Origin of the sequence: Actinoplanes sandaracinus, assembly GCF_030009775.1 — a bacterium.
Taxonomy (GTDB): Bacteria; Actinomycetota; Actinomycetes; order Mycobacteriales; family Micromonosporaceae; genus Actinoplanes; species Actinoplanes sandaracinus.
The window spans coordinates 217,450-242,704 of record NZ_JASCTH010000005.1 but is presented as its reverse complement, the minus strand read 5'-3'; the positions used below and the strand labels follow the sequence as shown (position 1 = coordinate 242,704).

17 protein-coding genes are annotated in these 25,255 nt (G+C 70.0%); 5 read left to right on the top strand and 12 right to left on the bottom strand.

The genetic code is table 11. From position 1 onward, the window contains the following. Positions 1 to 308: 308 nt before the first annotated feature. The 9 genes from QLQ12_RS09790 to QLQ12_RS09750 all read right to left on the bottom strand — a co-directional run bounded on the left by QLQ12_RS09790 (position 309) and on the right by QLQ12_RS09750 (position 14,083). Positions 309 to 992 (bottom strand): hypothetical protein, encoded by a 684-nt coding sequence (locus QLQ12_RS09790; RefSeq protein ID WP_282758790.1) that lies wholly within the window; start codon positions 990 to 992, stop codon positions 309 to 311. Between the two features lie 223 nt (positions 993 to 1,215). Beyond that, entirely contained in the window at positions 1,216 to 3,459 is a 2,244-nt protein-coding gene (locus QLQ12_RS09785) for a rhamnogalacturonan lyase family protein (protein WP_282758789.1), read from the bottom strand. Between the two features lie 178 nt (positions 3,460 to 3,637). Then, positions 3,638 to 5,110 (bottom strand): family 43 glycosylhydrolase, encoded by a 1,473-nt coding sequence (locus QLQ12_RS09780; RefSeq protein WP_282758788.1) that lies wholly within the window; start codon positions 5,108 to 5,110, stop codon positions 3,638 to 3,640. 31 nt (positions 5,111 to 5,141) lie between these two features. Further along, complete coding sequence (locus tag QLQ12_RS09775; protein ID WP_282758787.1) at positions 5,142 to 6,533, bottom strand: glycoside hydrolase family 43 protein; 1,392 nt, start codon at positions 6,531 to 6,533, stop codon at positions 5,142 to 5,144. A gap of 24 nt (positions 6,534 to 6,557) precedes the next feature. Further along, positions 6,558 to 7,955 carry a family 43 glycosylhydrolase gene (locus QLQ12_RS09770; RefSeq protein ID WP_282758786.1) on the bottom strand — a complete coding sequence of 466 codons (1,398 nt, stop codon included), beginning with the start codon at positions 7,953 to 7,955 and terminating at the stop codon, positions 6,558 to 6,560. A 173-nt stretch (positions 7,956 to 8,128) separates the two neighbouring features. Beyond that, a complete protein-coding gene (locus QLQ12_RS09765; RefSeq protein ID WP_282758785.1) occupies positions 8,129 to 9,757 on the bottom strand; it encodes a glycoside hydrolase family 27 protein in 1,629 nt (542 codons plus the stop codon). Between the two features lie 328 nt (positions 9,758 to 10,085). Continuing rightward, complete coding sequence (locus QLQ12_RS09760) at positions 10,086 to 11,300, bottom strand: cellulose binding domain-containing protein (protein ID WP_282758784.1); 1,215 nt, start codon at positions 11,298 to 11,300, stop codon at positions 10,086 to 10,088. A 92-nt stretch (positions 11,301 to 11,392) separates the two neighbouring features. Further along, a complete protein-coding gene (locus tag QLQ12_RS09755) occupies positions 11,393 to 12,793 on the bottom strand; it encodes a cellulose binding domain-containing protein (protein WP_282758783.1) in 1,401 nt (466 codons plus the stop codon). Between the two features lie 171 nt (positions 12,794 to 12,964). Next, on the bottom strand, positions 12,965 to 14,083 hold the full coding sequence (locus QLQ12_RS09750) for a GH12 family glycosyl hydrolase domain-containing protein (protein ID WP_282758782.1): 1,119 nt from the start codon (positions 14,081 to 14,083) through the stop codon (positions 12,965 to 12,967). Positions 14,084 to 14,582: 499 nt separating this feature from the next. Between QLQ12_RS09750 and QLQ12_RS09745 the strand changes: the two genes are divergently transcribed. From QLQ12_RS09745 to QLQ12_RS09730, 4 genes are all read left to right on the top strand, one after another. Then, positions 14,583 to 15,686: a ricin-type beta-trefoil lectin domain protein gene (locus QLQ12_RS09745; RefSeq protein ID WP_282758781.1), complete on the top strand. Its 1,104-nt coding sequence runs from the start codon at positions 14,583 to 14,585 to the stop codon at positions 15,684 to 15,686. A gap of 677 nt (positions 15,687 to 16,363) precedes the next feature. Further along, positions 16,364 to 17,659: an extracellular solute-binding protein gene (locus tag QLQ12_RS09740; protein ID WP_282758779.1), complete on the top strand. Its 1,296-nt coding sequence runs from the start codon at positions 16,364 to 16,366 to the stop codon at positions 17,657 to 17,659. A 5-nt stretch (positions 17,660 to 17,664) separates the two neighbouring features. Next, complete coding sequence (locus tag QLQ12_RS09735; RefSeq protein ID WP_282758778.1) at positions 17,665 to 18,633, top strand: carbohydrate ABC transporter permease; 969 nt, start codon at positions 17,665 to 17,667, stop codon at positions 18,631 to 18,633. Next, positions 18,630 to 19,493 carry a carbohydrate ABC transporter permease gene (locus tag QLQ12_RS09730; protein WP_282758777.1) on the top strand — a complete coding sequence of 288 codons (864 nt, stop codon included), beginning with the start codon at positions 18,630 to 18,632 and terminating at the stop codon, positions 19,491 to 19,493. The genes QLQ12_RS09735 and QLQ12_RS09730 overlap by 4 nt, the downstream gene beginning before the upstream one ends. 30 nt (positions 19,494 to 19,523) lie before the next feature. On the opposite strand, the gene QLQ12_RS09725 is transcribed toward QLQ12_RS09730, so the two are convergent. From QLQ12_RS09725 to QLQ12_RS09715, 3 genes are all read right to left on the bottom strand, one after another. Further along, a complete protein-coding gene (locus QLQ12_RS09725; protein ID WP_282758776.1) occupies positions 19,524 to 19,946 on the bottom strand; it encodes a GNAT family N-acetyltransferase in 423 nt (140 codons plus the stop codon). 85 nt (positions 19,947 to 20,031) lie between these two features. Then, entirely contained in the window at positions 20,032 to 21,384 is a 1,353-nt protein-coding gene (locus QLQ12_RS09720; RefSeq protein ID WP_282758775.1) for an endo-1,4-beta-xylanase, read from the bottom strand. 39 nt (positions 21,385 to 21,423) lie between these two features. Then, the gene (locus QLQ12_RS09715) at positions 21,424 to 23,049 is read right to left on the bottom strand and encodes a glycoside hydrolase family 27 protein (protein WP_282758773.1); all 1,626 of its coding nucleotides are present in this window, start codon (positions 23,047 to 23,049) and stop codon (positions 21,424 to 21,426) included. Positions 23,050 to 23,547: 498 nt separating this feature from the next. On the opposite strand from QLQ12_RS09715, the gene QLQ12_RS09710 reads away from it, so the two are divergent. Next, positions 23,548 to 25,242 (top strand): sigma-70 family RNA polymerase sigma factor, encoded by a 1,695-nt coding sequence (locus QLQ12_RS09710; protein ID WP_282758772.1) that lies wholly within the window; start codon positions 23,548 to 23,550, stop codon positions 25,240 to 25,242. Positions 25,243 to 25,255: the final 13 nt, after the last annotated feature.

The window sequence follows — 25,255 nt, the reverse complement described above, 5'->3', positions numbered from 1 at the left end:
ACCGGCGAACAACGGTCAAGATCGGTCATCTGGAGCTCAACGAGCCCCACGCATCGCCGACCTCGCCAGGGGTGAACGGTGGCGGTGCAATCAAGGCGATTCCCAAGCTGATAGTAGCCGGCTACCTGTGCCGCGCCTCGTCCAGTGCTCCGGCGAGCCGCGTGACGATCTTCTTGTTTGCCCACGCCAGGTGGACCTGCGCCACGATCGCATGCCTTTCCGGTGCTCCTGGCGACATACGCCGAGCCTCCTCCATGGCGGCCTCGAGATGCTCCTGGTCGATCTCGAAACTGTCCTGGCAAAAGCCGCTACGCTTGTTCTATGCGGTAGAGGGGGCCGGACATAAGGGTCGTCATGGGAAAGAGGACCGCGAGGGGCCTTGCGCCGACCGGCGCACTCCAAATTTGAACCCATTCGGCCGAGTCGCCGGGATTCAGCTCTTTGCCGGCATTGGCGAGGTCTCCATTCACGTTATCTGTTATGTCTGCATCACCGTCTGATTCCTTGAACTCTCCCTTATCTATCACGAGATTGCCGAACTGAACGGTGCGGCCGGGAGTCCTGCCGATGTTCTTCATCGTCGCGACAGCTCTGCAGAATTCCTTTCCTGGAGCGGGTGTTGCATCGATCATTCGAGGGATGTCGTCGCTGCCGTCCCACGCCGGGTTATCGGCGGCACGGGGTATGGATTCAATGCCGCACTCAATTTTCGACACGTTGACCTCTAGCTGAAAGCTGGAAGTCCCATCCGTGTAGTCGTATTGATATCGTAGTGGTTGCCCGACCTTGACGACCACCAAGTCCGAACCGGGAGTCGCGTTCCCGCTGGCGCAGTGCTTCATCCATTCGGACTGCGGCAGATTCACATCCGCGCAATTGAGGGAAGGGGAGGGAGGTGGCGCCTCAATCTTGGCTGAGTCGTGTGAGCTACATCCGGCTAAGAGGACCGTGGCTAATGCGACAACACCAGACACACTGTGGCGCTCCTTCATGCTTCGACCGTACCGAAAGCGTCTCGACGGGAGTGCCCGAAACACGCCCCTGGCCAGCAAAGTGACCCCGTCGAGTGGCGGATGCGGGTGGGGCTCCCGGCGGTGAGTGTGGCGCTGCCCTGGGAGGGCCCCACGACGGCCCAGAGGGACAAATGACGGGAGCGGACCGGCCGGTCCCCGCAGGCAGTGCTCCACCCGCGGGACCGGCCGGTGTCAGAGCAGCTCAGCGCACGTGGATGTCCGGTCGCGGCGGGGTGCTCATGCCGTCGCCGAGGAAGAAGCTCGGGTGCGGCGGCTGGTTGTAGGCGGTGTTCTGCCAGGCGACGGCGCTCCGGTACTGGGCGTCGTGCATCAGCGTGAAGATCCGCCGGTCGGTCGGGACCGGCGTGGCGTGGACCCGCAGCGCGGCGTTGTCGTCACGAGGCAGGATGATCTCCTCGCGCCAGTCGCCGAACAGGTCGCCGGACAGTGACGGAGTGGACTTGGTGCCGTTGACCGAGTGCGCGCCGGAGGCGGTGAGCAGACGGGTGTCGCCGCCGGTGCCGTACTTGTCGACGTGGTTGCCGTCGAGCAGCTCCCGCACCGGGTCGCCGTCCCACCAGGCGACGAAGTTGGCGCTCGCGGGGGTGCGGCCGACGCTGGCGCCGGCGGCGTTGAAGAGGTTGGTCAGCCCGGTGCCTCGTCCCCAGAACTCGCTGCCGGGGTTGCCGGCGTAGACGTCGCCGGCCACGCCGCGGGCGGGGCCCTCGCAGTTGCAGGTGTTGTTCTTCTGCATGATGACGTTGCCGTTGGCGGCGTCGCGCAGTGTGGCGGCGGCGCCGGAGCTCTGTTCGTGGATCTGCCAGATCTCCTTGCCCGCGCGGGCGGGCACGAAGTCGCCGACGTGCAGCGCGTCGCCGTGGGCGTAGATTCCGGTGGTGTAGCGGCCGGTGCCGTCGGCGTTGACGGTCATGCCGCCGTAGATCACCTCGTCCGTGCCGTTGCCGTCGACGTCGGCGATGGACAACGAGTGGGTGCCCCGGCCGGTCCACTGGCTGCCGGCGGTGCGGGAGTCGAACGTCCACCGCCGGGTCAGTGTGCCGTTGCGGAAGTCGTAGGCGGCGATCGCGCTGCGGGCGTAGTAGCCGCGGCCCATGATGAGGCTCGGCCGCCGGCCGTCGAGGTAGGCGGTGCCGGCCAGGAACCGGTCGCCGCGGTTGCCGTAGGTGTCGCCCCAGTCGCCGATGTTGCCGCGGGCCGGCTCGAAATTGACCGTGGACAGCGCCGCGCCGGTCAGGCCGTCGAACATGGTCAGGTATTCGGGACCGGTGAGGATGTAGCCGTCACCGTTGCGGTGGTTGGCGGCGGCGTTGCCGATGACCTGCCCGGTTCCGGAGACGGTGCCGTCGCCGGTCTTGACCGCCATCTCGGCGCGGCCGTCACCGTTGTAGTCGTACACCTGGAACTGGGTGTAGTGGGCGCCGGCGCGGATGTTGCGGCCCAGGTCGACGCGCCAGAGACGTTGCCCGTTGAGCCGGTAGGCGTCGAGGTAGACGTTGCTGGTCGTCCCGGCCTGGGAGTTGTCCTTCTGGTCGCTGGGGTCCCACTTGAGGAAGATCTCGTACTGGCCGTCGCCGTCCGCGTCGCCGACGGAGGCGTCACCCGCGGTGTAGTTGCCGCCCGGCCTGGAGATCGGCACGTCCAGGTGGTTGCCGCCGGTGAAACGCAGCGACGGCGCGGACGCGGCCTGCTCGGCGCCGTTCACCACCGCGCGGACGGTGTACGAGGCGTCGGCCGGCGCTCCCTGGTCGAGGAGGTTGGTGGAGTCGGTGACGGGAGAGGAGTTCACCTTCGCTGAGCCCCGGTACACGTTGAATCCGGTGGCCGGCGGCTCGTATCCGAACAGTCGCCACGACACCAGGTTTCCCGATCCGGACCGTACGCTGATCACGCCCCGGTCGAGGTCCTCCATCTGCCGGCCCGATTCGGCCGGAGGCGTCCCGCCGGCGTCGAGGTCGAGGGCGTCGACGTTGGCGAGGCCGGCGGCGCTCGTCGGGGACAGCCGGATGGTGTTGGCGCCGGCGTTCACCGGCACCGTCAGGGTCCTGGTGCCCCACGTCGTCCACGCGCCGGTGGGCTGGAACGGGACACCCGATGCGGCGACCGTTCCGTTGACGAGCACGTCCGCCGGGCGGTTGTCGGCGGCGCCGTTGGCGTACCGGATGCCGATGGTGGCCGTGCCCGCCGTCGCGGCGGTGACCGGGAATTGCGCGGCGGCGCCGGCCGCGTTGGTGGCGTTGCAGAATCCGCTGCCGGAGAAGCCGGTGTGGTTGGACTCGATGGCGCCGTCGCAGGTGGCCGGCGCGTTCTCTGCCTCGTAGCGGGTCGCCGCCGCGGCGGAGGCGGTCGTGGGGGCGAGGCCCGCCGCGGCGATCGGGATCGTGACGGCGGCGGCGAGCAGCGCCACACGGTGTCGGGGTGAATGCATGGGTGGGCTCCAAGACCTGGGGACGGCCGGTGCAGAGCTCGTTCGGGGGAGAGTCCTGACGGCCGGATCGGAGGCGTCTCACGGACGTGACACTTAACATTCATCGTGTCTTCAGTGCGAATAAGTGTCAATCGATATAGGTCAATTATTGTGGTCGGGTGCCGCGGGGCCCCGCCCGCTACTCGCCGGAGGGTGCGGTGAGGGTGGTGCCGAGGCGGACGGGGGTGCCGAAGTTCGGTGTGCCGTCGGCGTTCCAGGTGAACTTCTGCGCCCGGGTCGACCGGTTCATGTCGCAGCCGCCGCCCGCGGAGTCGTTGGCGTGGTAGACGATCCAGTCCTCGGTGCCGTCCGGTGACTTGAAGAATCCGTTGTGGCCCGGCGCGAACACGCCGTTGGCGTCGTTGCGCTGGAACACCGGGGTGGACTTCTTGGTCCAGTGGGCGGGGTTCAGCGGGTCGCTGCCGGTCAGGGTGAGCAGGCCCAGCTTGTAGTCGGGACCCCAGCAGGCGGAGGCGGAGTAGACGACCATGACCTTGCCGTCGTGGTAGAGCGGCTCGGGGCCTTCGTTGACCGCGCCGGTCTGCCGCTCCCAGGACAGCGTCGGCGAGCTGAGCCGGGCACGTGAGCCGGTGAGCGTCCACGGGTTGGACAGGCGCTGGATGAAGTTGGACTGCCCGTAGGAGCCACCGGCGTTGTAGGTGCCCATCAGGTACAGGTTGGCGCCCACCTTCAGCACGCTCGCGTCGAGCGCCCAGTCGCTGCCCAGGTCGGCCTTGAACGTGTAGGGCCCCATCGGGTCGGTGCCGGCCGACTCCAGCACGTGCAGCCGCTGGGTGGGGTTGTAGTCGGGCACGTTCTGCCCGGCGGTGTAGTAGAAGTACCAGCGCCCGTTGATCAGATGGAACTCCGGCGCCCACATGTTGCAGCAGCCGTTGGCGCGCCCGGCCAGGTTGAAGATCACCTGATCGGTGGCGGTGGCCAGTCCGGCCAGGGTGGCCGACCGGCGCATGGTGATGGTGGAGTTCCACGTCGTGGTGGCCAGGTAGTAGTAGCCGTTGTGGTGCTGCAGCCACGGGTCCGGCCCGTTGCGCTTGATCGGATTGGTGAAGGTGCGTGCCGTGCCGGCCAGCGGGATCAGCTGCCACTGCTGGTTCGTCCCGTCCAGGTCCTGGTACTGCGAGATCCGGGCGCCGTCGGCCGTGGACCTCTCCCACACCTCGACGGCCTTGCCGCTGTTGCGGTTGATCAGGCGGACCAGGCCGCCGGCCGAGTCGGCGAGGCGGAACTGCTGGCGGGCGTCGTTGCGGTCGGTGTTCTGTACGAGTTGCACGCCGTCGGCGGTGGTGGGCAGGTCGAGGACCTTGCCGCTGTGCACCGACTGCAGCCGGTACCAGCCGGAGCCTGCGTCGAGGAACTTCCACTGCTGCCAGGCGCCGTCGTTGCGGGTGTACTGGTTGATCGCGGCGCCGTCGGTGGTCGCCAGGTTGTAGACGTCCATCGCCTTGCCGCTGTTGCGGTTGACCAGCACGTAGGGGATGCCGGCCCGCACGGTGGCGGCCGAGGCCTCGGTCACGACCGCGACCGCGCCGATGCCGGCCAGCACGGTGACCACACCGGAGGCCAGCGCGGTACGGAGGGGGAATCTGCCCATCAGAACGCTCCTGTCGGAAGGTCGGGACGGATCAGGAGATCCGGAACGTGGCGTCCTGCCGGTCGGCCGCGCTGGACGCCGCGCTGAGCGGGTCGATGCGCAGCACGTAGCCGGAGTGGCGCAGGTAGCGGTCGGGGAAGTTGTGGGAACGCCACGACGACCAGGTGGGGTCCGCGAGACCGGCGACCCGGGTGAACGTCGCGTCGGCGCGGAACGTCGCGGTGCCGTCATCGGTGTCCAGCCGGATCGCGTAGTCGCTGTGCCGCAGGAAACGGCCCGGCAGATTGATCGATGCGAAGGACACGCCGGCGGGGTCGGCCAGGCCCGGAACCATCCGCCACAACTGGTCCTGGTGCGGGTCGAACGGGTAGGCGTCGATCCGGGCGATGCCGCCGGCGTGCCGGACGTACCGGTCGGGGAAGTTGTACGACTTCAGCCGCACCCAGGCCGGCAGGCCCCACCGGGAGACGAGGCCGTCGTACTCGGCCGAGGTGATCCCGACGATCGAGCCGTGCTTGGCGTTCAGCGGCGGGGTGTAGTCGCGCTGATGGAGCGGCGTCCAGGCGTTGCCGCCGACGTTCGACGTCGACCACGCGTAGTAGTCGTTGTTGACCGGGCTGAACGAGTCGCCCCACAGCCGCCACCCGCTGCCGGTGTTGTTCCTGACCAGCATCGGCGCCTCGATCGCGCCGCCCTGCCGGAGCCCGCCGGTGTAGTCGGTGTAGCTGCGGGGTGCGCCGGTCGACGACCGGGCGCCGTAGATCAGGCCGTCGGCGAGGTTCTTGTAGTACATGTAGAAGGTGGATCCGTCGACGACGACGTCGGCGTCCAGAACCGGGAAGCCAGGGCTGTGGTAGACCTGGTTGGCGCTCACCGTCCGGAAGTCCGACGTGTAATTGACCATGAAGACGTCGGCGCCGTTGTTGGCGGAGTAGACGATGGCGTACTGGTTGCGCGAGGCCACCCAGAACGCGGTCGGGGCCCAGGTGTGGGTGGCCAGGCCGTGCATCCGGATCCGGCGGTACCCGGTGAAACCGCGCAGGTCGGTCGAGTCCCACACGTGCAGGTACTGGTTGTTCTCGGTGAAGATCCGGCCGCGCAGGTCGGTGGCCAGGACGACGAAGGTGCCGTCCCGCTTGCGCAGGATGAACGGGTCGCGCAGCCCGAGCGTCCCGGCGGTCGGGGTCGCCACCGGGTTGTTCTGGTTCAGTGGCCGCCAGTTCAGCCCGTCGGTGCTGACCGCCAGGTGCAGGGCATAGCTGTCGCCGCTCTGGTTCGGCGTCTCCTTGAAGTAGCCGAACACGTAGGCGCTGTCGGCCGCCAGCGCGGCCGGCGGGGCGCCGAGCACGGCGGCGCCGCCGGCGGCGGCGGTCAGCGTGCCGAGCGCGGCCAGACGGTGGAACTCTCTGCGGGACAGAGGCATGGGGATCTCCCGGGAGGAGGACGGTCACAGCGTGGGGATGACGGGCTGGATGGTGCCGTCGGCGTTGAACCGCATCCGGTCGACGGTCACCTCACGGTTCGTGCCGTTGCCCGCCGGTATCGCGAAGCGGTGGTAGGCGATGTGCCAGGTGTCGCTGTCCGGCGCCTTGACGACCGACTGGTGCGCCGGACCCTTGATGCCCAGGCTCAGATTCTTGGACAGGATCGTGCCGCGGTGCGTCCACGGGCCGAACGGTGAGGCGCCGGTCGCGTACTCGACGTGGTAGTTCTCCGATCCGGTGTCGTCGACCGAGTACGTCATGTAGTACGTGGCGCCACGCTTGAACACGAACGCGCCCTCGCGGAAGTCGGGCAGGCTGAACGTGCGGACCTGACTCGCGTCGAAGGAGATCATGTCGGCGTTCAGACGGACGGCGTACGCCGAGCCGTTGCCCCAGTACAGGTAGGACTGGCCGTCGGTGTCGGTGAACACCTGCGGGTCGATCATCTGGCCGCCGCGGAAGCCGGCCGCGATCAGGGGCCGGCCGAGCGGATCGGTGAACGGCCCGGTCGGGCTGCTGGAGGTCGCCACCCCGATGCTGGTGGCGGCGCTGAAGTAGAAGTAGTAGCGGTTGTCGCGGTAGGCGATCGTCGGCGCCCACGCGCGGTCGTCGGCCCAGGCGATCTGTGGGCCGAGGTCCAGGATGGTGCCGTGGTCGGTCCAGTTCACCAGGTCGGTGGAGGAGAACGCCTTGAACCGGCTGCCGCTCCAGCCGTGGTAGCCGTCGGTGGTGGGATAGATGTAGTAGCGGCCGCCGAGGTGGGCGATGTTCGGGTCGGCGTACAACCCCTTGATCACCGGGCTGCGGGCGCCGGCGACCCAGGGCGCGGTGACCCGGAACGAGCTGTCGGCGGCGAACGTGTTCGCGTTGGTGGCCGGCGGATCGATCCAGAGCGCGCTGTCGCGGTGCCGGAGAAACCGCCCGGGATAGTTGAACGATTCGAGGCGGACCGATCCGCCGGTTGACCCGTCGCGCACGCAGAAGGTGGCGTCGGCGAGGAACGTGGCGGTGCCCGCGTTGGTCTCCAGCCGGATCCGATAGTCACGGTGGCGCAGCCACATCCCGTTGGCGGCCTGGAACGACACGCAGCCCGCGCCGCCCGCGAGGCCCGGTGTCACCGTGAAGGTCGCGTCCTTCTTGGCCTGGGTGGTGCTGGTGGAGCTGACCGCGGCGATGCCGCCGAGGTAGTCGGTGTGCCGCAGGTAGGACCCCGCGACGTTGACGGACTGCAGCGACCGGGCCCCGCTCGGGATCTCGGCGGCGAGGACGGGCGCAGCCGTGCCGACCGCCGCCACGGAGGCGCCGAGGACGACCGTCATCGCGCCGGCGAGGCGCTTGCGGCTGGGGCGGGGCAGGGACATGAGACCCACTTCCTCGGGGTACGGGGCGCGAAGCGCCTCGCAAGACGGAAGGTCATGATCAGGTCGTTGAGGTTGCGTTTCCCCCGCGTTACGGCCGTTGCCGTAGTGTTATCGCTCACATAGATGTGTGTCAAGAAGTGGGCCTGGGGCCGGCCGGCCCCAGGCCTCCGTGATCAGACCCGGGACCAGCGCTGGTTCGCCGCCGCCGAGCAGGTCCACAGCAGAAGCGTGCTGTTGTTGGCGGTGGCGGCCTGGTTCACGTCGAGGCACTTGCCGGACTGCGCTCCCCGGACGGCGCCGTCGGCCTGCGGCGTCCATTGCTGGTTGGCGCCGGCGCCACAGGTCCAGAGGATGACCCTGGTGCCGTTCGCGGTGCCGTTGCCGTCGGCGTCGAGGCACTTGCCGCCGATGCGGAGCTGGCCGTCGGCGGCGGTGACGACCTGGGTGATGCCGCCGTTGCAGTCCCAGATCACGGCCTGGGCTCCGTCCGCCGGCGCGCCGCCGAGCACGTCCAGGCACCGCCCGGACCCGGCGCCGCGCAGGCTGAAGGTGTCGGTGGGAACCGTCGAGCCGGTGCGCACCCGGTACATGACCACACCGTGCGGCGCGACGGTGGCGCTGATCGCGCCGGCCGTGTTGCGGGCCGCCTTGCTCCAGACGTCGAACAACTGGTAGCCGTTCGCGGCGGGCATGCCGATCTCGGAGGCGGTGGTGGACACGGTGGCGGTGGTGCTCGAGCGGTTGAGCAGGGCCACGGCGGCCGATCCGTCGCTGAGGGCCTTCGCCCACACCTCGGTCTCGCCGTAGTCGCGGACCCGGGTGGCCTGCCGGCCGAGACTGTCCTGGTTGACGGCCAGCACGTCGGGGTTCGTCAGCACGGCCCGTACGTCGGGCGGCATCGTGGTGATGTCGTTGCCGGCGATCAGCGGGGCGGCCATGATGGCCCACATGCTGAAGTGGGCCCGGTTCTCGGTGGGGGTGAAGGTGCCCCGCACGCCGACTTCGAGCATGTCCGGGTCGTTGAAGTGCCGCGGGCCGGCCCAGGAGGCGAGCGGCGCCTGCACGTCGAGGATCTCGGTGACGCCCATGAAGCAGTCGGCGCGGCAGCCGGTGCTCCACCGGTCGGTGATGTCCTCGGTGGTGCGCCACATGTCCGCGACCGGGCTCCAGTCGTAGGACGGGCCGGTGTTGGTGTGCGCGCTGTTGGAATTGATCGAGTAGACGATCGGCCGTCCGGTGGAGCGCAGGGCGTCACGCATCTTCGTGAAGCCGGTGACCTGCTCGTTCAGGGTGCCCCACGGTGAGCACCAGTCGTACTTGAGGAAGTCGACGCCCCACGCCGCGAACGTGTCGGCGTCCTGCTGCTCGTGGTTCAGGGCGCCGGTGGCGCCGCCGACGGCGTTGAAGTACTGGGCACAGGTCTCCTCGCGTGGGGCCTGGTAGATGCCGAACTTCAGCCCTTTCCCGTGGATGTAGTCGCCGAGCGCCTTCATCCCGGTCGGGAATCGGGTGGGGTCGGAGCGCAGATTGCCGGCGGCGTCCCGGGTCGTCGCCTGCCAGCAGTCGTCGACGACGACGTACTCATAGCCGGCCGCACGCATCCCGGAGCTCACCATGGCGTCCGCGGCGCCGCGGATCTTCGCCTCGTCGATGTCGCAACCGAAGGTGTTCCAGCTGTTCCAGCCCAGCGGCGGCCGGACGGCGGGGCTGCCGGGCGCCGCCGCGGCGGGCGAGGCGGGGGCGAACGTCGCGCACGCCAGAGTCGTGGCCAGGACGGAGAGGGCGGCTGCGAGCGGCCGCACCGGAGATCTCACAAGGAACCTGCTCTCGAAGGGGGGATCGCCTCGCGGCCGCCTGGGGCGAGGCGGCCACGGCTGCGCCAGACGGCGTGCGTGACGGCGGGGCGCGGGAAGCGTTACCGGAGCATTGCCTCCATGGTGCTGTGACTCGGAAGTGTTATCGCTCACATCGAGCGGTGTCAAGGTATGGCGCATCGCTGAGGATCGTTTCGCTGCCGCCTCGTCGTTCTCGCGCTCAGCGCGGATATCTGGTGAGGGCGGGTTGCGTTCGCGGATTCCCTGACGAGGAGCTCGGCCATTCTGGCCGCGCCGTACTCGGAAGGAAGCGGGGTCAGCGAAGGTAGGAGGCGAGGGGGATGCCCTGTTCGCCCAGCGCCGCCGTGATCAGGCCCGCGATCTGCCGGGCCCCGGCGGCCTCGAAGTGGGTGTGGTCGTTGCAGAAGAAGGAACCCACCGCGCCGGACGAGTAGTCGCCGTTGTTCGGGCAGAGTCGCAGCCTGTTGTACAGGGCGACGCTGCGCTGGTGCAGATCGATCACCGGCACGCCGTTGGCGGTGGCGGCGTTCCGGGTCTCGGTGAGGAAGCCGCGGTTACCGACGGCGGAGCCGCCGTTGCACCTGATCGCCGCGACCGGGGTGACGAGGACCGGTTTGGCGCCCCGGGCCTTGGCCGCCTGGACCATCACGCCCAGCAACTGCTGGTAGCGGGCCGGGCCGACGTGGCGGGGACAGGCGGAGGAGCCGTCGTTGATGCCGAACTGGATGAACAGGTAGTCGCCCGCCCGCATCCCGGTGGTGGCGTCGAGCATGCCGGTCCACCGCGAGCTGTAGGTGGCGGGACTGACGACGCATTCGCCGGCGGAGTCCTTGGTGCCGGTGACGTTGCCCTCGTAGAGCCACGTCTGGATGCTGCGCCCGCCGACCGCGCTGTTTTGCACGGTCACGTCGCTGGTGAAGTACGGGGCGAACTGGCTGCCCCAGCCGACCGGGCAGGTTCCCTGCGGGTTCGCCATGGTGGAGTCGCCGGCCAGCCAGATCTTGACCTTCCGGGCCGGGGACGCGGGCGTGACCGGCGGGGTGCTGGGGCCGGTGCAGGGCGTCGGTGCGGGTGTGCCGCCGTCCGAGGGGGCGGTACCGCCCTGACAGGTCGTGCCGTTGAGGGTGAACGACGCCGGGACGGGGTTGCCGCCGGTGTGAGCGCCGGTGAACCCGAAGGTGACGGAGGCGCCGGCGGGCACCGCGCTGTTGTGGCTCAGGCCGGTGGCGGTCGCCGCCGAGCCGGCCGTCGCCACGGTCGCGTTCCACGCCTGCGTGACGCTCTGCCCCGGTGCGAGTGTCCAGCGGAGCGTCCAGCCGGTCATCGCGTCGCCGAGGTTGGTGACCGTCACGTCGGCGCCGAATCCCGTACCCCATTGGCTGGTGATGCGGTAGTCGACGCGGCAGGCGGGCGCGGCGTCGGCCCGGGCGGTGGCCACGCTGAGGCCGCCGGCGGTGAGGGCGAGAACCGATGCGGTGAGCGGCGCGAGAAGCCGCCGGAAAGGCGTCATGACATGCTCCTGTCAGACGGGAGGCCAGGGCCCCGGAGGTGCGGGCGGGAGGCCAGGCGGAAGGCCGGGGCCCCGGTGGTGCGGGCGGGAGGTCAGGCGGTGGTGCAGGTGGCGCCGTTGAGGGCGAACCCGGTGGCGCCGCTGTTCGCGCTGTCGGCGAGGAACCCGAACCCGGCGGAGCCCCCCGCGGGGATCGTGCTGTTCCAGGCGACACCGGCCGCGCGGGCGCCCGTGCCGGCCTGAGTGACGGCGGCGTTCCAGGCCTGGGTGATCCGCTGGCCGGCGGGCAGCGTCCAGGTCAGCGTCCACCCGGCGGCCGGCGTCGCCGACGTGTTGCGGATCGTGACGTCGAACTGTGCGCCGCCGGTCCACTCGCTGCTCCGGGCGTAGGTGACCGAGCACGCCGTGCCGGGCGCCGGCGAAGCGGACGCCGACGCGGAGGCCGACGCGGACGGGGTCGTGCCGGGGCCGAGCCTGGCGGCGATGATCGGCGCCAGCCGGGCGGCGATCGCGCGGTGGCCGACGTCGTTGGGGTGCACGTTGTCGCTCAAGCCGCCGGCCGGCAGCCATCCGTCGGTGGGGACGAAGAACGTGTTGCGGTCGCCGGCGGCGGTCACGGTCTGCACCGCGGCCTGAGTCTGAGCCGCGTACCGCTTGGTGAAGGTCTGCAGCGCCAGGATGGCGGCTCTCGGATATCTGGCGCGGATGTCGCGCAGCAGGCCGGTGTAGACGGTCTGGAAGGTGGTGGTGCTCACGCCGTGCCCGACGTCGTTGGTGCCCAGGTTGATCACGACGGCGTCGGCCTGGTACCGCGAGAAGTCCCAGAGCGGCGAGCCCGCGGGGGTGTTGCCGCGCAGGAACCGGTCGGCCATGCCGGTGCAGCCGTCGGCGGCGCTGACCAGGCAGGCGCCGCCCTCGGCGATCTGCGTGTGCGCGGCGGCGAGCTGCTCGCCGGTCAGCCATCCGTACGCGGTGAGCGCGTTCTTCGAGGAGGTGGTGCCGACGGTGATCGAGTCGCCGATGAACTCCAGCAGTCGCGCCGGCCGGGGCACGGCGCGCGTGGTGGCGCCGCTGTCCAGCACGAGGCCCTGGAAGACGGCGTCACCGCGGTACGACCCGGCGACGACCCGGTAGGACACCCGCAAGGTGTGGTTGCCGGCGCGCAGCGGGGTGGGTGTGAGGTTGACGGTGCCGTTGACGTTGCGCAGGTAGACGTCGTCGGCACCGTCGATGCTGTAGTACAGGTCGATGGCGCCACGCTGCCGCAGAGCGACCCGGGTGCCGGTGAATCCGGTGACGAGGTAGGCGCCCGCGAAGTGCGGGACCACGGCCGCCGGATCGGTGGTGTCCCATCGCCCGTAGAAGGCGATGTTGGCATCGCGCGGGGTGCCGTCGCCGGCCGCTGCCCGGGCCGGCGGTGCGAGCAGCCACCCGGTGAGGCTCAGCAGCAGTGCCATGACGGCGACGATGAACGGATGCGGGCGCTGTCGCACAGGGCCTCCTCAGTGAGGGGAGCGCTCCCAACGAGAGCTGCGTCACATCGTCGCCCATCGATGAGCTTCGGTCAATGTCTAATGACAGATCTCTGTGCGTACGCGGCGCTCACTGTTATATGTCGGTCTCGCGGAACCCGGTCCGGCGCGCTGCCGGACCGGGCTGCGTGCTCAGCCTCGTGCGCAGGCCCTCCCGTTCAGGGTGAACCCCGTGGGGGCGGCGAACGTCCCGCTGTAGGTGCCCTGGAACCCGAACGACGTGCTGCCGCCGGCCGGGACGCCGCCGTTGTGGCCGGCGTTGCGGGCGGTGATCGCGCCGGACGTCCCGCTCAGGGCGGCGTTCCAGGAGCCGGTGATGGACTGCCCGGCCGGCAGCGAGAAGTCCAGAGCCCAGCCGTTGATCGCGCTCCCCCCGGTGTTGGCCACCGTGACGCCGGCGGTGAAGCCCGTATTCCACACGTTCGTCGTGTAGGTCACCGTGCAGGCGGCCTCGCCGGGCGGGGTGGACGGCGGCGTCGAGGGCACGGTTGCGCCGCCGTTGACCGCCGCGGAGAAGCTGTTGACGGCCAGGCCGGCGCCGCCGATCCACGGCTCGAATCCGGCCTGGACGCTGGTCAGATACCACGAGTCGGTGATGGCGCCGCGGTTCTTCACGTCGTTGATGAAGTCGAGGACGCTGAAGCTCCAGCTCGCGATGGCCGTGGGCGCCACATAGGAGACGACGGCGTTGGCGCCGTTGCTGCCCTGCCACACCTCCCACGTGCGGCCGCCGACAGTGGCGGTGCCGACCCGTGAGCCGATCGGCTGGATGGACCCCTGCCGGTTGAACCAGATCATGATCTCCTGGGCGTTGACGCCGTTCGTCTTCGGCGCGGGGTCCAGCCAGATGTCGTACGACGCGTTGTAGGTGGCTCCGGAGACGAAGTTGTAGCTGACACTGCTGGTCGCGCTGGAGATCGAGCCGACGCGGATGGGCAGGTTGGTGCCGGGGGAGCAGTTGGTGTAGTGGCAGCCGAAGTAGACCGCCGGGTATGACACCGGCGCGCCGCTCGTGTTGCCCACGCCCTGCTGGCTGGTGATGGCGAACCCGGTGCCCGTGACATTGATGCACTGCTCGGCGGTGGTGCCCCAGCGGTTGTTCATCACCACGTAGCGGCCGCCGATGGTGGTCGAGCCGTATTGGTCGCAGATGCGGGTGTCGGCCTGTGCGGGGCCGGCGAGCGTGAGTCCGGTGATGCCCGCGGCGGCCAGGGTGCAGGCGGCCAGCAGGGCGCGGAGGGGATGTCTCATGGAAGCTCCTTCTCGGGGTGTGGGAGCGCTCCCGGCGGACGTTACAACACATCGACGACCGTCGCCTCTTCGGTCGCTCGCGGCCTCGGCCTCCGGCGTTCGTTGATCGTTTCGGGTGGACAGCGCGCTCGTCGCCGGGCCGGTGCGCGGCGGGCGCGGGCGATCGCTCACTCGGGTGTCCCGGCGGTGCGGAAGAATGTAAAAGCGTCGCCCGAAAACTGTTACGACTGCGGCCTGCGAAGAGTCCGCCTCCATGCCGCTTATCTTTGGTCCTATTGCTTAACGGTGCTGAGCAGGCCAATCGCCCCGATGGAGATCTTTAGTGGCGTGTGGGAGCCGGATCGAAAACTTCGGCGTATTTTCCTTCTTGAATGTCTCGAAACGTTCTGGCAATCTACGGATTCCAGATGTTAACGCTCTCAAGGTGTTGATCTGATCCCCATCCCTCGTCCCCCGCCCGCACCGGCGAGGACTCGTGCCGCACCCAGAGGAGCGCGCCATGCGCAGAAGCAGACTGTGGTTCTTCGGGACCGTACTCACCGCTGTGCTCACGCTGACCGGCGCTGTCACGCCGACCGGCGCGGCGGCGGCGGAGTCGAACGGCGGCGTTCGGATCATGCCGCTGGGGGACTCCATCACCGAGGGCACCCAGGTTCCCGGTGGCTACCGCATCGGCCTCTGGCGGCGGCTGGCGGCGGCCGGCTACCGCAACGACTTCGTCGGCACCCAGTTCAACGGTCCGGCCGCGCTCGGCGACCACGACCACGAAGGACACCCGGGATGGCGGATCGACCAGGTCGACGCCAACATCACCGGGTGGATGCGGACCGCCGCGCCCCGCACTGTGCTGCTGCACCTGGGCACCAACGACATCCTGCAGAACCACAACGTCGCCGGTGCGCCGGGCCGGCTGTCCGCTCTGATCGACCGCATCACGGCGGCGTCGCCCGCGGCGGACGTGTTCGTCGCGACGATCATCCCGCTGGCCTCGCCCGGACAGGCGGCCGCCGCCCGCACCTTCAACGCCGCCGTTCCCGGCATCGTGCGGAGCAAGGTCAGCAGCGGTAAACGGGTCCACCTCGTCGACATGCACGCGGCGCTGACCACCGCGGACCTCATCGACGGCGTCCATCCCACCGCCGGCGGCTACGACAAGATGGCGGCGGTCTGGTACGCGGCGCTGCGCTCGGTTCCCGGGACGATCGGCGAGCCGGGCGGCGGCGGCACGACCGGAACCCTGGTCAGCAGCGCGTCCGGGCGCTGCCTGGACGTCCCGAACAGCAGCACCGCCAACGGCACCCAGCCGATCATCTGGGACTGCAGCGGCCGGGCCAACCAGCGGTGGACGTTCACCGGGCAGTCCGTGCAGGCGCTCGGCAAGTGTCTCGACGCGCCGACCACCGCGACCGCCGGCGCGAAGGTCCAGCTGTGGGACTGCAGTGGCGCGACCAACCAGCAGTGGACGTTCCACAACGACGGCACCGTCCGCGGCGTCCGGTCGGGACTCTGCCTCGAGGTGGACCGCAACCTCACCGCGAACGGCACCGCCGTCCGGCTGTGGACCTGCACCGGCGCCGCCGGCCAGCGATGGTCGCGCGCCTGACGACACCCGGCCGCCCTCTTCGAGCGCGGCTTCCGGCGGAAAGCCTCGCCCCTGGTTCCGGTGCCGGCTTCGGTGTGATCGTGTCCAGCAGCGCCGGCACGACACCGGCGCCGGCCCGCGCCGGAACCTGATCGGCGCGGGGTTCCCGGGTGGACGGACCGGGAACCCCCCCGGGGCGCGCCCCCCCCGCCCCGGGGGGGGGGGGGGGGGGGGGGGGGGGCCGCCCCGCCCCCCCCCCCCCCCCGCGCCCCGGCGACGGGCCGGTTCACGCCCCCACGCCCCGATGCCGGCCGCGACTCGAGCGGCGTGGTCGTCGTAACAATTTTTCCCGATCATTGTGTTTACCGAAATCGCATCATCCTCACAACGGTGCCGCGTCGCCGGGACGCCGCCGTCACCGGGCGTCGCCGATGCTTCGCGGCAGGCCGCACGCTTTCGAAACTTTCGGTATGCCGCCGACCGGGCGCCGACGATTGCCGCGAAGATGCTCGGCCGCACCGTCGGGAGCGTCCGCGATCGATTCGGTCGATCGACGGTATTGACCTGCTTGACTCGAACTCGTAACGTGCCGCTTGCCACCGATAATGATGACTGCCAATCGTCGAAAGTTTCGCGGCTGCGCACTCCAGCCGCTGATCTCACGTGCGCCCGGAAGGGCGCCGAAAGGGGAGCTGACGGTGACGGATCGAATCCGGCTCAGCCGCAGATCGCTGCTCGCTCTGACGACCGCCGCCGCTACCGGCGCCGTACTGGCCGGGTGCGGCGACGAGGGCGGGCAATCAGGCTCCGGAAAGAAGATCAGGTGGTGGCACATCGCCAACACCGACCCGATGATGTCGGCGTGGGCGCAGATGGCCCGCCAGTTCGAGGCGTCACATCCCGGCGTCACCTTCGAGATCACACCGCTGGAGAACGAGGCCTTCAAGACCAAACTGACGACCGTCGTCCAGGCGGGTGACCCACCGGACATCTTCCACACCTGGGGTGGCGGAGTCCTCGCCCAGCAGGCCGAAGCAGGAATGGTCAAAGACCTCACCGCGGACGTCGGCGCGTGGCGCGACACGCTGATCCCCACGGCGCTGGACGCCTACACCGTCAGCGGAAAGGTCTACGGCTCGGCGGTGGACACCGGCATGGTCGGCTTCTGGTACAACAAGGAGCTCTTCGAGCGAGCCGGGGTGAAGGCGCCGCCGGCGACCTGGGCCGAATATCTGGAGGCCGTGCGCAGACTCAAGGCCGCGCAGATCACCCCGATCGCGCTGGCCGGCAAGGAGAAATGGCCAGGCCACTACTACTGGGCCTACCTGGCGATGCGGGTCGCCGGCCTGGACGCGCTCCGCCAAGCCGGCGCCGACAAGAACTTCGACGCACCCGACTTCGTCACGGCCGGCGCCCACCTCGCCGACCTGGTCGCCCTGCAGCCGTTCCAGACCGGATATCTGGCCGCCGGTTACTCCACCGCCGACGGTCAGGCCGCCACCATGGGCAACGGCAAGGCGGCCATGGAACTCATGGGCCAGTGGGCCCCGGTGGTCGAGCGCGACAACTCGGCCGGCAAGAAGGGACTCGGCGACAAACTCGGATTCTTCGCGTTCCCGGCGGTCGACGGCGGCAAGGGGAAGATCACCGACGCGTTCGGGGGCGGCGGAGGCTTCGCGGTCGGCAAGGACGCGCCGCCTGAGGCGGTGGAGTTCCTCAAGTTCATCGCCCAGCCGGAGAACGCCCGCATCGAGGCGAAGACGGCCGGCGTGCTTCCGGTGGTCAAGGCGGCGGGGGACGCGGTCACCGACCCGAACCTCAAGTTGGTGGGCGACACCCTCTCCGCCTCGACCGGGTTCCAGCTGTACCTGGACCAGGCCTACGCGCCTGCGGTCGGTCAGCAGGTCAACGACAGCGTCGCGGAACTGCTGGCCGGCAAGTCGTCGCCGCAACAGGTCGCACAGGCCATCACCGCCGCCGCCAAGCAGGGCTGACCGGAGTGCTCACCGACGAGCGCCGGCCCGCGCCGGCCCCACCCCGGCCATCGGTCGAGGCCGCCCCGCGGCGCCGGCGCCCGTGGCCCACGGTGATCGCCTTCCTGAGCCCGGCACTACTGCTCTTCGTGCTGCTCGTGCTCGCCCCCATCGTGATCGCCGGGTACAGCAGCTTCTTCAACTGGAACGGCTTCGGCGCGCCCACCGCCTTCGTCGGCCTGGACAACTTCCGCCGGCTGCTGGTCGACGAGATCTTCGTCGGCGACCTGCGCCGGGCACTGCTGCTGGTGACGCTCTCCCTCGCCATCCAGCTTCCGTTCTCCCTGGCCCTGGCCATGCTGCTGAACCAGCCGCTGCGCGGGCGGCGCGCGTACCGCATGCTGTTCTTCGCGCCGTACGTGCTGTCCGAAGTCGTCACCGCGGTGCTGTTCACCATGATCTTCTCGCCCAACCAGGGGCTGGCCAACCACGTCACCAAGCTGATCGGCCTGGGCGACCTGGGCGCCACCTGGCTCGCCGACCCGGACACCGTGATGTACTCGCTGTTCGTCGTGATCTCGTGGAAGTTCTTCGGGTTCCACACGATCCTCTACCTGGCCGGCCGCCAGGGGATCCCGCGGGAACTGCACGACGCGGCGGCGATGGACGGCGCCGGGCCCTGGCAGGCCTTCCGGCACATCACCCTGCCACTGCTCGGCCCCACCATCCGGATCAGCGTGTTCCTGTCCATCCTCGGCACGGTCCAGCTCTTCGACATGATCTGGGTGCTCACCGGCGGCGGGCCGATCCGGTCGTCGGAGACCCTCGCCGTGACGATGTTCCAGGAGGGATTCAAACGGTTCCACGTGGGCTACGCCAGCGCGATCAGCATGATGATCTTCCTGATCAGCCTCACCTTCGGCCTGCTGTACCAGCGGTTCGTCCTCCGCCGCGACCTCGACGGCGCGATCACCAGGATCGGAGACCAGCGATGAGCAGCGGTACGACGCCGGCGCGGCGGCCGCGCAACCTGCCCCGCATGATGCGCCACGGGGTGCTGCAGGCCGTGAGCATCACGGTGGGCGCCGCCGTCGCGGTGCCGATCGTCTTCGGCGTCCTCGGCGGGTTCAAGGACAGCGGCCAGCTGTTCACCAACCCGTTCGGGCTGCCGGACCCGTGGGTGCCCGGCAACTACCTGGAAGCCGTGACCTCGTCGGCGTTCTGGCAGCAGGCGGCCAACAGCACCGTCATCGCCGTCGCCAGCACGGCCCTGGTGGTCCTGATCGGCGCCATGGCGGCGTACATCTTCGCCCGCTACGCCTTCCCCGGGCGGGAGCTGCTGTTCACGATCTTCACGATCGGGCTGATGTTCCCGTTCGCGGTGGCGATCCTGCCGCTGTTCGTGCTGCTCCGGGAGATGGGCCTGCTGAACAACCCGTTGGGTGTGGTGCTGCCGCAGGCGGCGTTCGGCCTGCCCGTCACCATCGTCATCCTGCGCGCCTTCTTCCGGAGCATTCCGGCGGAGGTCGAGGAGTCCGCGGTGCTGGACGGCTGTGGTCCCTTCCGGTTCTTCTGGCGCATCCTGCTGCCGATGTCCCGGCCCGCCCTCGGCACCGTCTCGATCCTGGCCGTGGTGGGCAGCTGGAACAACTTCCTGCTTCCGCTGATCGTCTTCAACGACTCCCGATGGTGGACGCTGCCGCTGGGTGTCCAGCAGTTCCAGTCGCAGTTCTCGGCCGACACCGCGCGCATCCTCGCCTACGTCACCCTCGCCATGCTGCCGTCGCTGGTGTGCTACGCGTTCGCCGAGCGGCAACTCATCGCCGGGCTCACCAGCGGGATCGGCAAAGGCTGACCCGGTGCGCCGGGCGGCCGGCAGGTTTGATCAGGGGGCGGCCGGCTCCCAGAGCAGGATCTGGCGGTGGTGGCTGAAGCCGTTACGCAGGTAGAAGTCGACCGCGCGGCGCCCGGAGTGGACCGTCACGTGCAACAGGTCCCGGACGCGGGCCTCGGCCAGGATCGCGGCCATCAGGGCGGCGCCGACGCCCCGGTTGCGGCACTCCTCGCGGACCATGACGGACTGGACGTCGCCGTACCACCGGTCCAGCGACCCGTTGCCCGGCACCCGTTGCGCGACGTGCAGCCAGGCGGCGCCGACCACGTGACCGTCGATCTCGGCGACGAACGGCAGGTGCGTCTGCGCGTGGGCGGCCAGCCAGCCGGCGAAGGCCGCGAGGTCGCCGGGTGCGACGTCCCGCAGCTCCGCGAGCGCCGCCACATCCGCCATGCCGGCCATCCGCACGATCACCCGGAGGAGTCTAGGCGGGGTGGGGGAGAGGCACGCGGAGCCCCGCCGGCCCGGGCCCGGGCCGGCGGGGGTTGGGGGCGAGGCCTCAGCCGACCCGGCAGGAGGATGCGGAGCCGGGACCCGCGCCGGTGCCCTGGAAACCGAACTCGATGCTGCCCCCGGCGGCGATCTGCCGGTTGTAATCGACGTTGCGGAAGCTCATCGTGGCGCCGGCGCCGCTGCTGGTGGCACCCCACACATTGGTGACGGCGCTCCCGGAGGGCAGCGTCACCCCGACCGCCCACCCGTTGACCGCCGTGGCGCCGGCCGTGACGCGGACGGTGGCGACGTAGCCGCCGTTCCAGGCGTTCAGCGACACGGTCGCGGTGCAACCGTCACCGGACGGCGTGCTGGGCGACGGGCCCGGCGACGATGGCGACGGGCCGGGACTGGTCGGGCCGCCCGCGTTGAGCGCGCTCAGCACCGAGTTGTACGCCGCCTTGCGGTTGCCCGAGTTGTCGAACAGCAGGGGGTTCTCGCCGGTGCGCCAGGAGTCGCTGTCGCGGATGCCCCAGACGGTGATGCCGGTGCAGCGGGCCACCGCGAGGCAGGCCCGGGTGACGGTGGCGTAGATGTTGGCCTGGTTGCCGCCCTGCGCGACGTCCAGTTCGGTGATCTGCACGTCGACGCCCAGGTCGGCGAAGCGTTGCAGGTTGGCCTGGTAGTCGCCGGAGATGCCGGTGCCCAGGTGGGACTGGAAGCCGACGCAGTCGATCGGGACGCCGCGGGCCTTGAAGTCACGGACCATGTTGTAGATGCCGGTGGACTTCGCGTTGACGCCGTCGGTGTTGTAGTCGTTGTAGCAGAGTTTGGCGCCCGGGTCGGCGGCCCGGGCGGCGCGGAAGGCGGCTTCGATCCAGTCGTTGCCGGTGCGCTGCAGGTTCGAGTCGCGCCGGGCGCCGCTGCCGCCGTCGGCGAAGGCCTCGTTGACCACGTCCCAGGAGTGGATCCTGCCCCGGTAATGGGTGGCGACCTGGGTGACGTGGTTGATGGCGGCGTTGCGCAGGGCGGCGCCGGACATCGACCGGGCCCAGCCGGGTTGTTGCTGGTGCCAGAGCAGGGCGTGGCCGCGGACCTTGGCGCCCATGGCGATGCCCTGATTGAGGATGCGGTCGCCGTTGGCGTAGGTGAATCGGCCCTGGGCCGGCTCGGTCGCGTCCCACTTCATCTCGTTCTCGGCGGTGACCGAGTTGAACTCCCGGTTCAGGATGCCGGTGTAGGTCGCGTCGCCGAGCCGGCCGGCCGCGACGGCGGCGCCGTAGTAGCGGCCGGTCTGCGCGGCCGAGGCGCCGAGGGTGGTGGCGGCCTCGGCCGTACCGATCACCGCGATGCTCGCGGCGGCGGCGACGCCCGCGGCCACGACCGTGAGCAGCAGGGAACGTCCTCGGGGGATGGGCATGTCGGAACCTTTCTGCCAGATGGGGGTCTCGCAGCAGGATCAGGCGCGGGACCAGCGCTGATTCGCCGCACCGGTGCAGGTCCACAGCAGGACCTTGGTGCCGTTCGCGGTGAGATTGCGGTCGACGTCGAGGCACAGTCCGGACTGGGTGCCGCGGATGGTGCCGTCGGCGTTCACGGTCCATTGCTGGTTGGTCGCGCCGGAGCAGTCCCAGAGCTGGACCTTCGACCCGGCGGTCGCGTTGACGGGCGCGTCCAGGCACTTGCCGAGCGCCTGCAGGCGCTGCCCGTCGACGGTCCAGCGCTGGTTCGCGGCGCCGTTGCAGTCCCAGACGACCGGTTGGGTGCCGTTGGCGGTGGCGCTCTCCGGGACGTCGAGGCAGCGTCCGGAGGCGGCGCTGACCAGGCTCGTGGCGGTCGGCAGCGGTGTGGTGGTCCCTCCGCTGAGCCGGTAGACGACCGTGCCGTGCCCGGGAACACTGGCGCTGATGGCGCCGGTGCTGGTCGTGGTGGCGCCGGTCCAGGCGTCGCGCAGGGTGAAGGAGGAGCCGCTCTTGCCCACGGCCGCGGCCGTGGTGGAGATCGTCGTGGTGCTGTTCGACTGGTTGAACAGGGCGACCGCGACGTCGCCGTTGGCGAGTCGCTTGGCCAGCACGCGGCGGCCGCCGTCGCCGGTGACCTGGGTCGCCTGCAGACCGAGGGTGTCCTGGTTGATCGCGATGAGGTTCTGGTTCTTCAGGATCGTCTGGGTCGCCGTGTTCATGGAGCGCACGTCGTTGCCGGCGATGAGCGGGGACGCCATCATCGCCCACAGGGCGAAATGGCTGCGCATCTCGGTGTCGGTCATGCCGCCGCGGCCGACCTCCATCATGTCCGGGTCGTTGAAGGCGCCCGGCCGGGCGTATCCGGCGAGCGGGACGGTGACGTTGACGATGTTCTGGATGCCCATCGGGTAGCCGTTGGTCTGACCGGTGTCCCAGGCGTTGGTGATGTCCTCGGTGGTGCGCCACATGTTCGCGACGTCGCCCCAGTTGCGCAGCGGGCCGGTCTTGGCGTGGATGCTGTTGGGGTTGATGCTGTAGACGATCGGCCGGCCGGTCGCGGCGAGCGCGTCGCGCATCTTGGCGAACGTGTTCACCTGATCGTTGATGGTGCCGTTCGGTGAGCACCAGTCGTACTTCAGGAAGTCCACGCCCCAGGCCGCGAATTGCCGGGCGTCCTGGACCTCGTGGCCCTGGCTGCCGGTCGCGCCGGGATAACTGCCGAAGTACTGGGCGCAGGTCTTGTCCACCGGGACCTGGTAGATACCGAATTTGAGATCCCGGCTGTGCAGGTAGTCACCCAGCGCTTTCATGCCGCTGGGGAACCGGGTGGGATCGCCCTGCAGATTGCCCGCGCTGTCGCGGTTCGGGTTGAACCAGCAGTCGTCCACGACGACGTACCGGTAACCCAGATCCCGCATTCCGCTGCTGACGATGGCGTCGGCCATCTGCCGGATCAGGGTCTCGTTGATATTGCACCCGAAGGCGTTCCAGCTGTTCCAGCCCATCGGCGGGGTACGGGCGACGCCGTTGTCGAGTGCCTGTGCGGCGGGTGCGGCGAGAACGGTCAGCGCACCCGACAGCAGCAGGGTCACCGCGGCGAACACGGTCTTCAGTCGTCTCATTCCGGTGTCTCCTCTCCGGGCGCCTGCCGCCGCCGGGGGTCACGGCGTCGTCGATAACAGCAGGAAAGCGCACTTCACCACGGTCGTGATAACTGCGGTGTGGGGATATGAGAGCGCTAACACCCTGGAATGGAGACATTGCCAGAATGTTTCCGTTCATTCAAGTGGCGTCCTTCGATGGCTCGCGCCGCCCGGGATCCCATGTATCGTTTCACCAGGCAAGGCCGCCGGATATCCCCTGGTCGCGTGCCGTGAAGCGATGTCCTGAGAGCCGCGAAAATATTAGGCGGCGGTGATTCGACTTCGGCGGATAACCGCACATAACAGTTCCGGCGAAGCGGCTGCTGTTGCCGGATGCGCCGCCGATGGGCCGTACCGGAAAAATCTTTGCTCTTTTTTGTTATGACGGGCCGTGCGGGATGGTCGGCCGGGCGAATAAAGCCCGCTCTTGACGGGATGCCTTCTCTCGCGCACCTTGTTACGTCGTGACTGGCGAAAATGTCCCGCGACGGTGAGGTGACGGTGCGCGTCGACGTCCCGATCGAGACGAGCCTCGTGGCCGCGGCCCGGGCGGGTGACCGGCATGCCGTGGACGAGCTCGTCACCGCCAGTCTTCCGCTGGTCCACACCGTCGTGCGGCGGGTCCTGGACGCCGACCCCGACGCCGACGATGTCGTCCAGGACGTCATGGTGCGCGCCCTCCGGCAGCTCCCGGCACTGCGTCAACCAGAGAGCTTCCGTTCCTGGCTGGTCGCCATCACGGTCAACCAGATCGGCACCCACCTGCATCGCCAGGCGGCCGGCGCGCGACGAGCCGCCCCGCTGGACGAGGCGGGCGTTCTGCCGGATCCGGGCCTGGAGATCGAGGACCTGACCGCGCTGCGGGCCGACCTGTCGGCGCAACGGCGTCAGGTCGTGCGCGCCGGGCGATGGCTCGATCCGGGCGATCGGGCGCTGCTGTCGCTGTGGCTGCTGGAGGTCGCCGGTGAACTGACCCGCTCCGAGGTCGCCGCCGCCCTCGGGTCCGGTGTCGCGCACACCGGAGTGCGGATCCAGCGCATGCGCCGGCACCTCGAGGCGAGCCGGGAGATCGTCGCCGCCCTGGACGCCCGCCCCCGCTGCCCCGGACTCGACACGGCGGCGGCGGGCTGGGACGGCGCTCCGGCTCCGCTGTGGCGCAAACGGCTCGCCCGGCACACCCGCTCCTGCGCCACCTGCCGGCGATCGGCCTCGGCGATCGTGCCGGCGGATCGTCTGCTCCCGGGCTTCGCCGTCCTGCTGCCCGTGCCGATCGGGCTGACCACCGCGGTGCTGGGCAAGACCGCCGAGATCGGGCCGGCCGCACTGACGGCGGCGTCGGGCGCGACCGCCGGCGCGGGCGTTGGCGCGACCGCCGGCGCGGGCGTTGGCGCGACCGCGGGCGCGGGCGTTGGCGCGACCGCGGGCGCGGGCGTTGGCGCGACCGCGGGCGCGGGTGTGAAAGCCGGGCTTCTCGCGCAGCTTCTGCAGTCCCTGGTGGCGCATCCGATCGCCGCGACCGTCGCCGCCGGGGCGCTGGCGACCGGCGCCGCCGTCACGGCGACCACCTGGCCGGCCGCCACACCGCCCGCGCCGGCCCCGCCCGTGGCGGCGCCGTCCCCGCCGGTCCCGCGAGCGGCGGCGCCGTCCCCGGCGCCGCCGAGGACCTCCGGCTCCCCGGCGCCGGCCACCACCACCTCTACCACCGCCCGCCCCACGGCGACCGGCGCCGTCTCCCTGACGCCGGGCCGGCGGATCTCGGTGGAGTCGGCCGCCGAGCCGGGCCTGTTCGTCATGACCGCCGGTGACCTCGGTGTCCTGGCGCCGGCCGGGCCCGGCAGCGACGACTCCGTTCGCGGCCGGGCCACCTTCACCGCGGTCGCCGGGCTCGCGGATCCCCGGTGCTTCTCCTTCCGGGCGGACAACGGCCGCTACCTGCGGCACGCCTCGTGGCGGCTGCGGCTCGACGCCGACCAGGGCACGCCGCTGTTCCGCGGCGACGCCACGTTCTGCCTCGGGGAAGGCGCCACCGACGGCGCCGTCACCCTGGAGGCGTCCAACTATCCGGGCTGGTTCCTGCACCACCGTGGCGATGAGTTGTGGGTCGATCAGACCGACGGCAGCGCCGCCTTCCACGCCGGGACATCGTTCCGGTTCCGTCCGGCGCCGGCCTGAGCGGCGGTCCGGG

What these genes read in the sequence shown, in the direction of transcription:
- QLQ12_RS09775 (WP_282758787.1), bottom strand. Translation starts at nt 6,533, where the DNA reads ATGCCTCTGTCCCGCAGAGAGTTCCACCGTCTGGCCGCGCTCGGCACG.
- QLQ12_RS09780 (WP_282758788.1), bottom strand. Translation starts at nt 5,110, where the DNA reads ATGGGCAGATTCCCCCTCCGTACCGCGCTGGCCTCCGGTGTGGTCACC.
- QLQ12_RS09745 (WP_282758781.1), top strand. Translation starts at nt 14,583, where the DNA reads ATGCGCAGAAGCAGACTGTGGTTCTTCGGGACCGTACTCACCGCTGTG.
- QLQ12_RS09710 (WP_282758772.1), top strand. Translation starts at nt 23,548, where the DNA reads ATGTCCCGCGACGGTGAGGTGACGGTGCGCGTCGACGTCCCGATCGAG.
- QLQ12_RS09770 (WP_282758786.1), bottom strand. Translation starts at nt 7,955, where the DNA reads ATGTCCCTGCCCCGCCCCAGCCGCAAGCGCCTCGCCGGCGCGATGACG.
- QLQ12_RS09760 (WP_282758784.1), bottom strand. Translation starts at nt 11,300, where the DNA reads ATGACGCCTTTCCGGCGGCTTCTCGCGCCGCTCACCGCATCGGTTCTC.
- QLQ12_RS09715 (WP_282758773.1), bottom strand. Translation starts at nt 23,049, where the DNA reads ATGAGACGACTGAAGACCGTGTTCGCCGCGGTGACCCTGCTGCTGTCG.
- QLQ12_RS09750 (WP_282758782.1), bottom strand. Translation starts at nt 14,083, where the DNA reads ATGAGACATCCCCTCCGCGCCCTGCTGGCCGCCTGCACCCTGGCCGCC.
- QLQ12_RS09730 (WP_282758777.1), top strand. Translation starts at nt 18,630, where the DNA reads ATGAGCAGCGGTACGACGCCGGCGCGGCGGCCGCGCAACCTGCCCCGC.
- QLQ12_RS09720 (WP_282758775.1), bottom strand. Translation starts at nt 21,384, where the DNA reads ATGCCCATCCCCCGAGGACGTTCCCTGCTGCTCACGGTCGTGGCCGCG.
- QLQ12_RS09790 (WP_282758790.1), bottom strand. Translation starts at nt 992, where the DNA reads ATGAAGGAGCGCCACAGTGTGTCTGGTGTTGTCGCATTAGCCACGGTC.
- QLQ12_RS09785 (WP_282758789.1), bottom strand. Translation starts at nt 3,459, where the DNA reads ATGCATTCACCCCGACACCGTGTGGCGCTGCTCGCCGCCGCCGTCACG.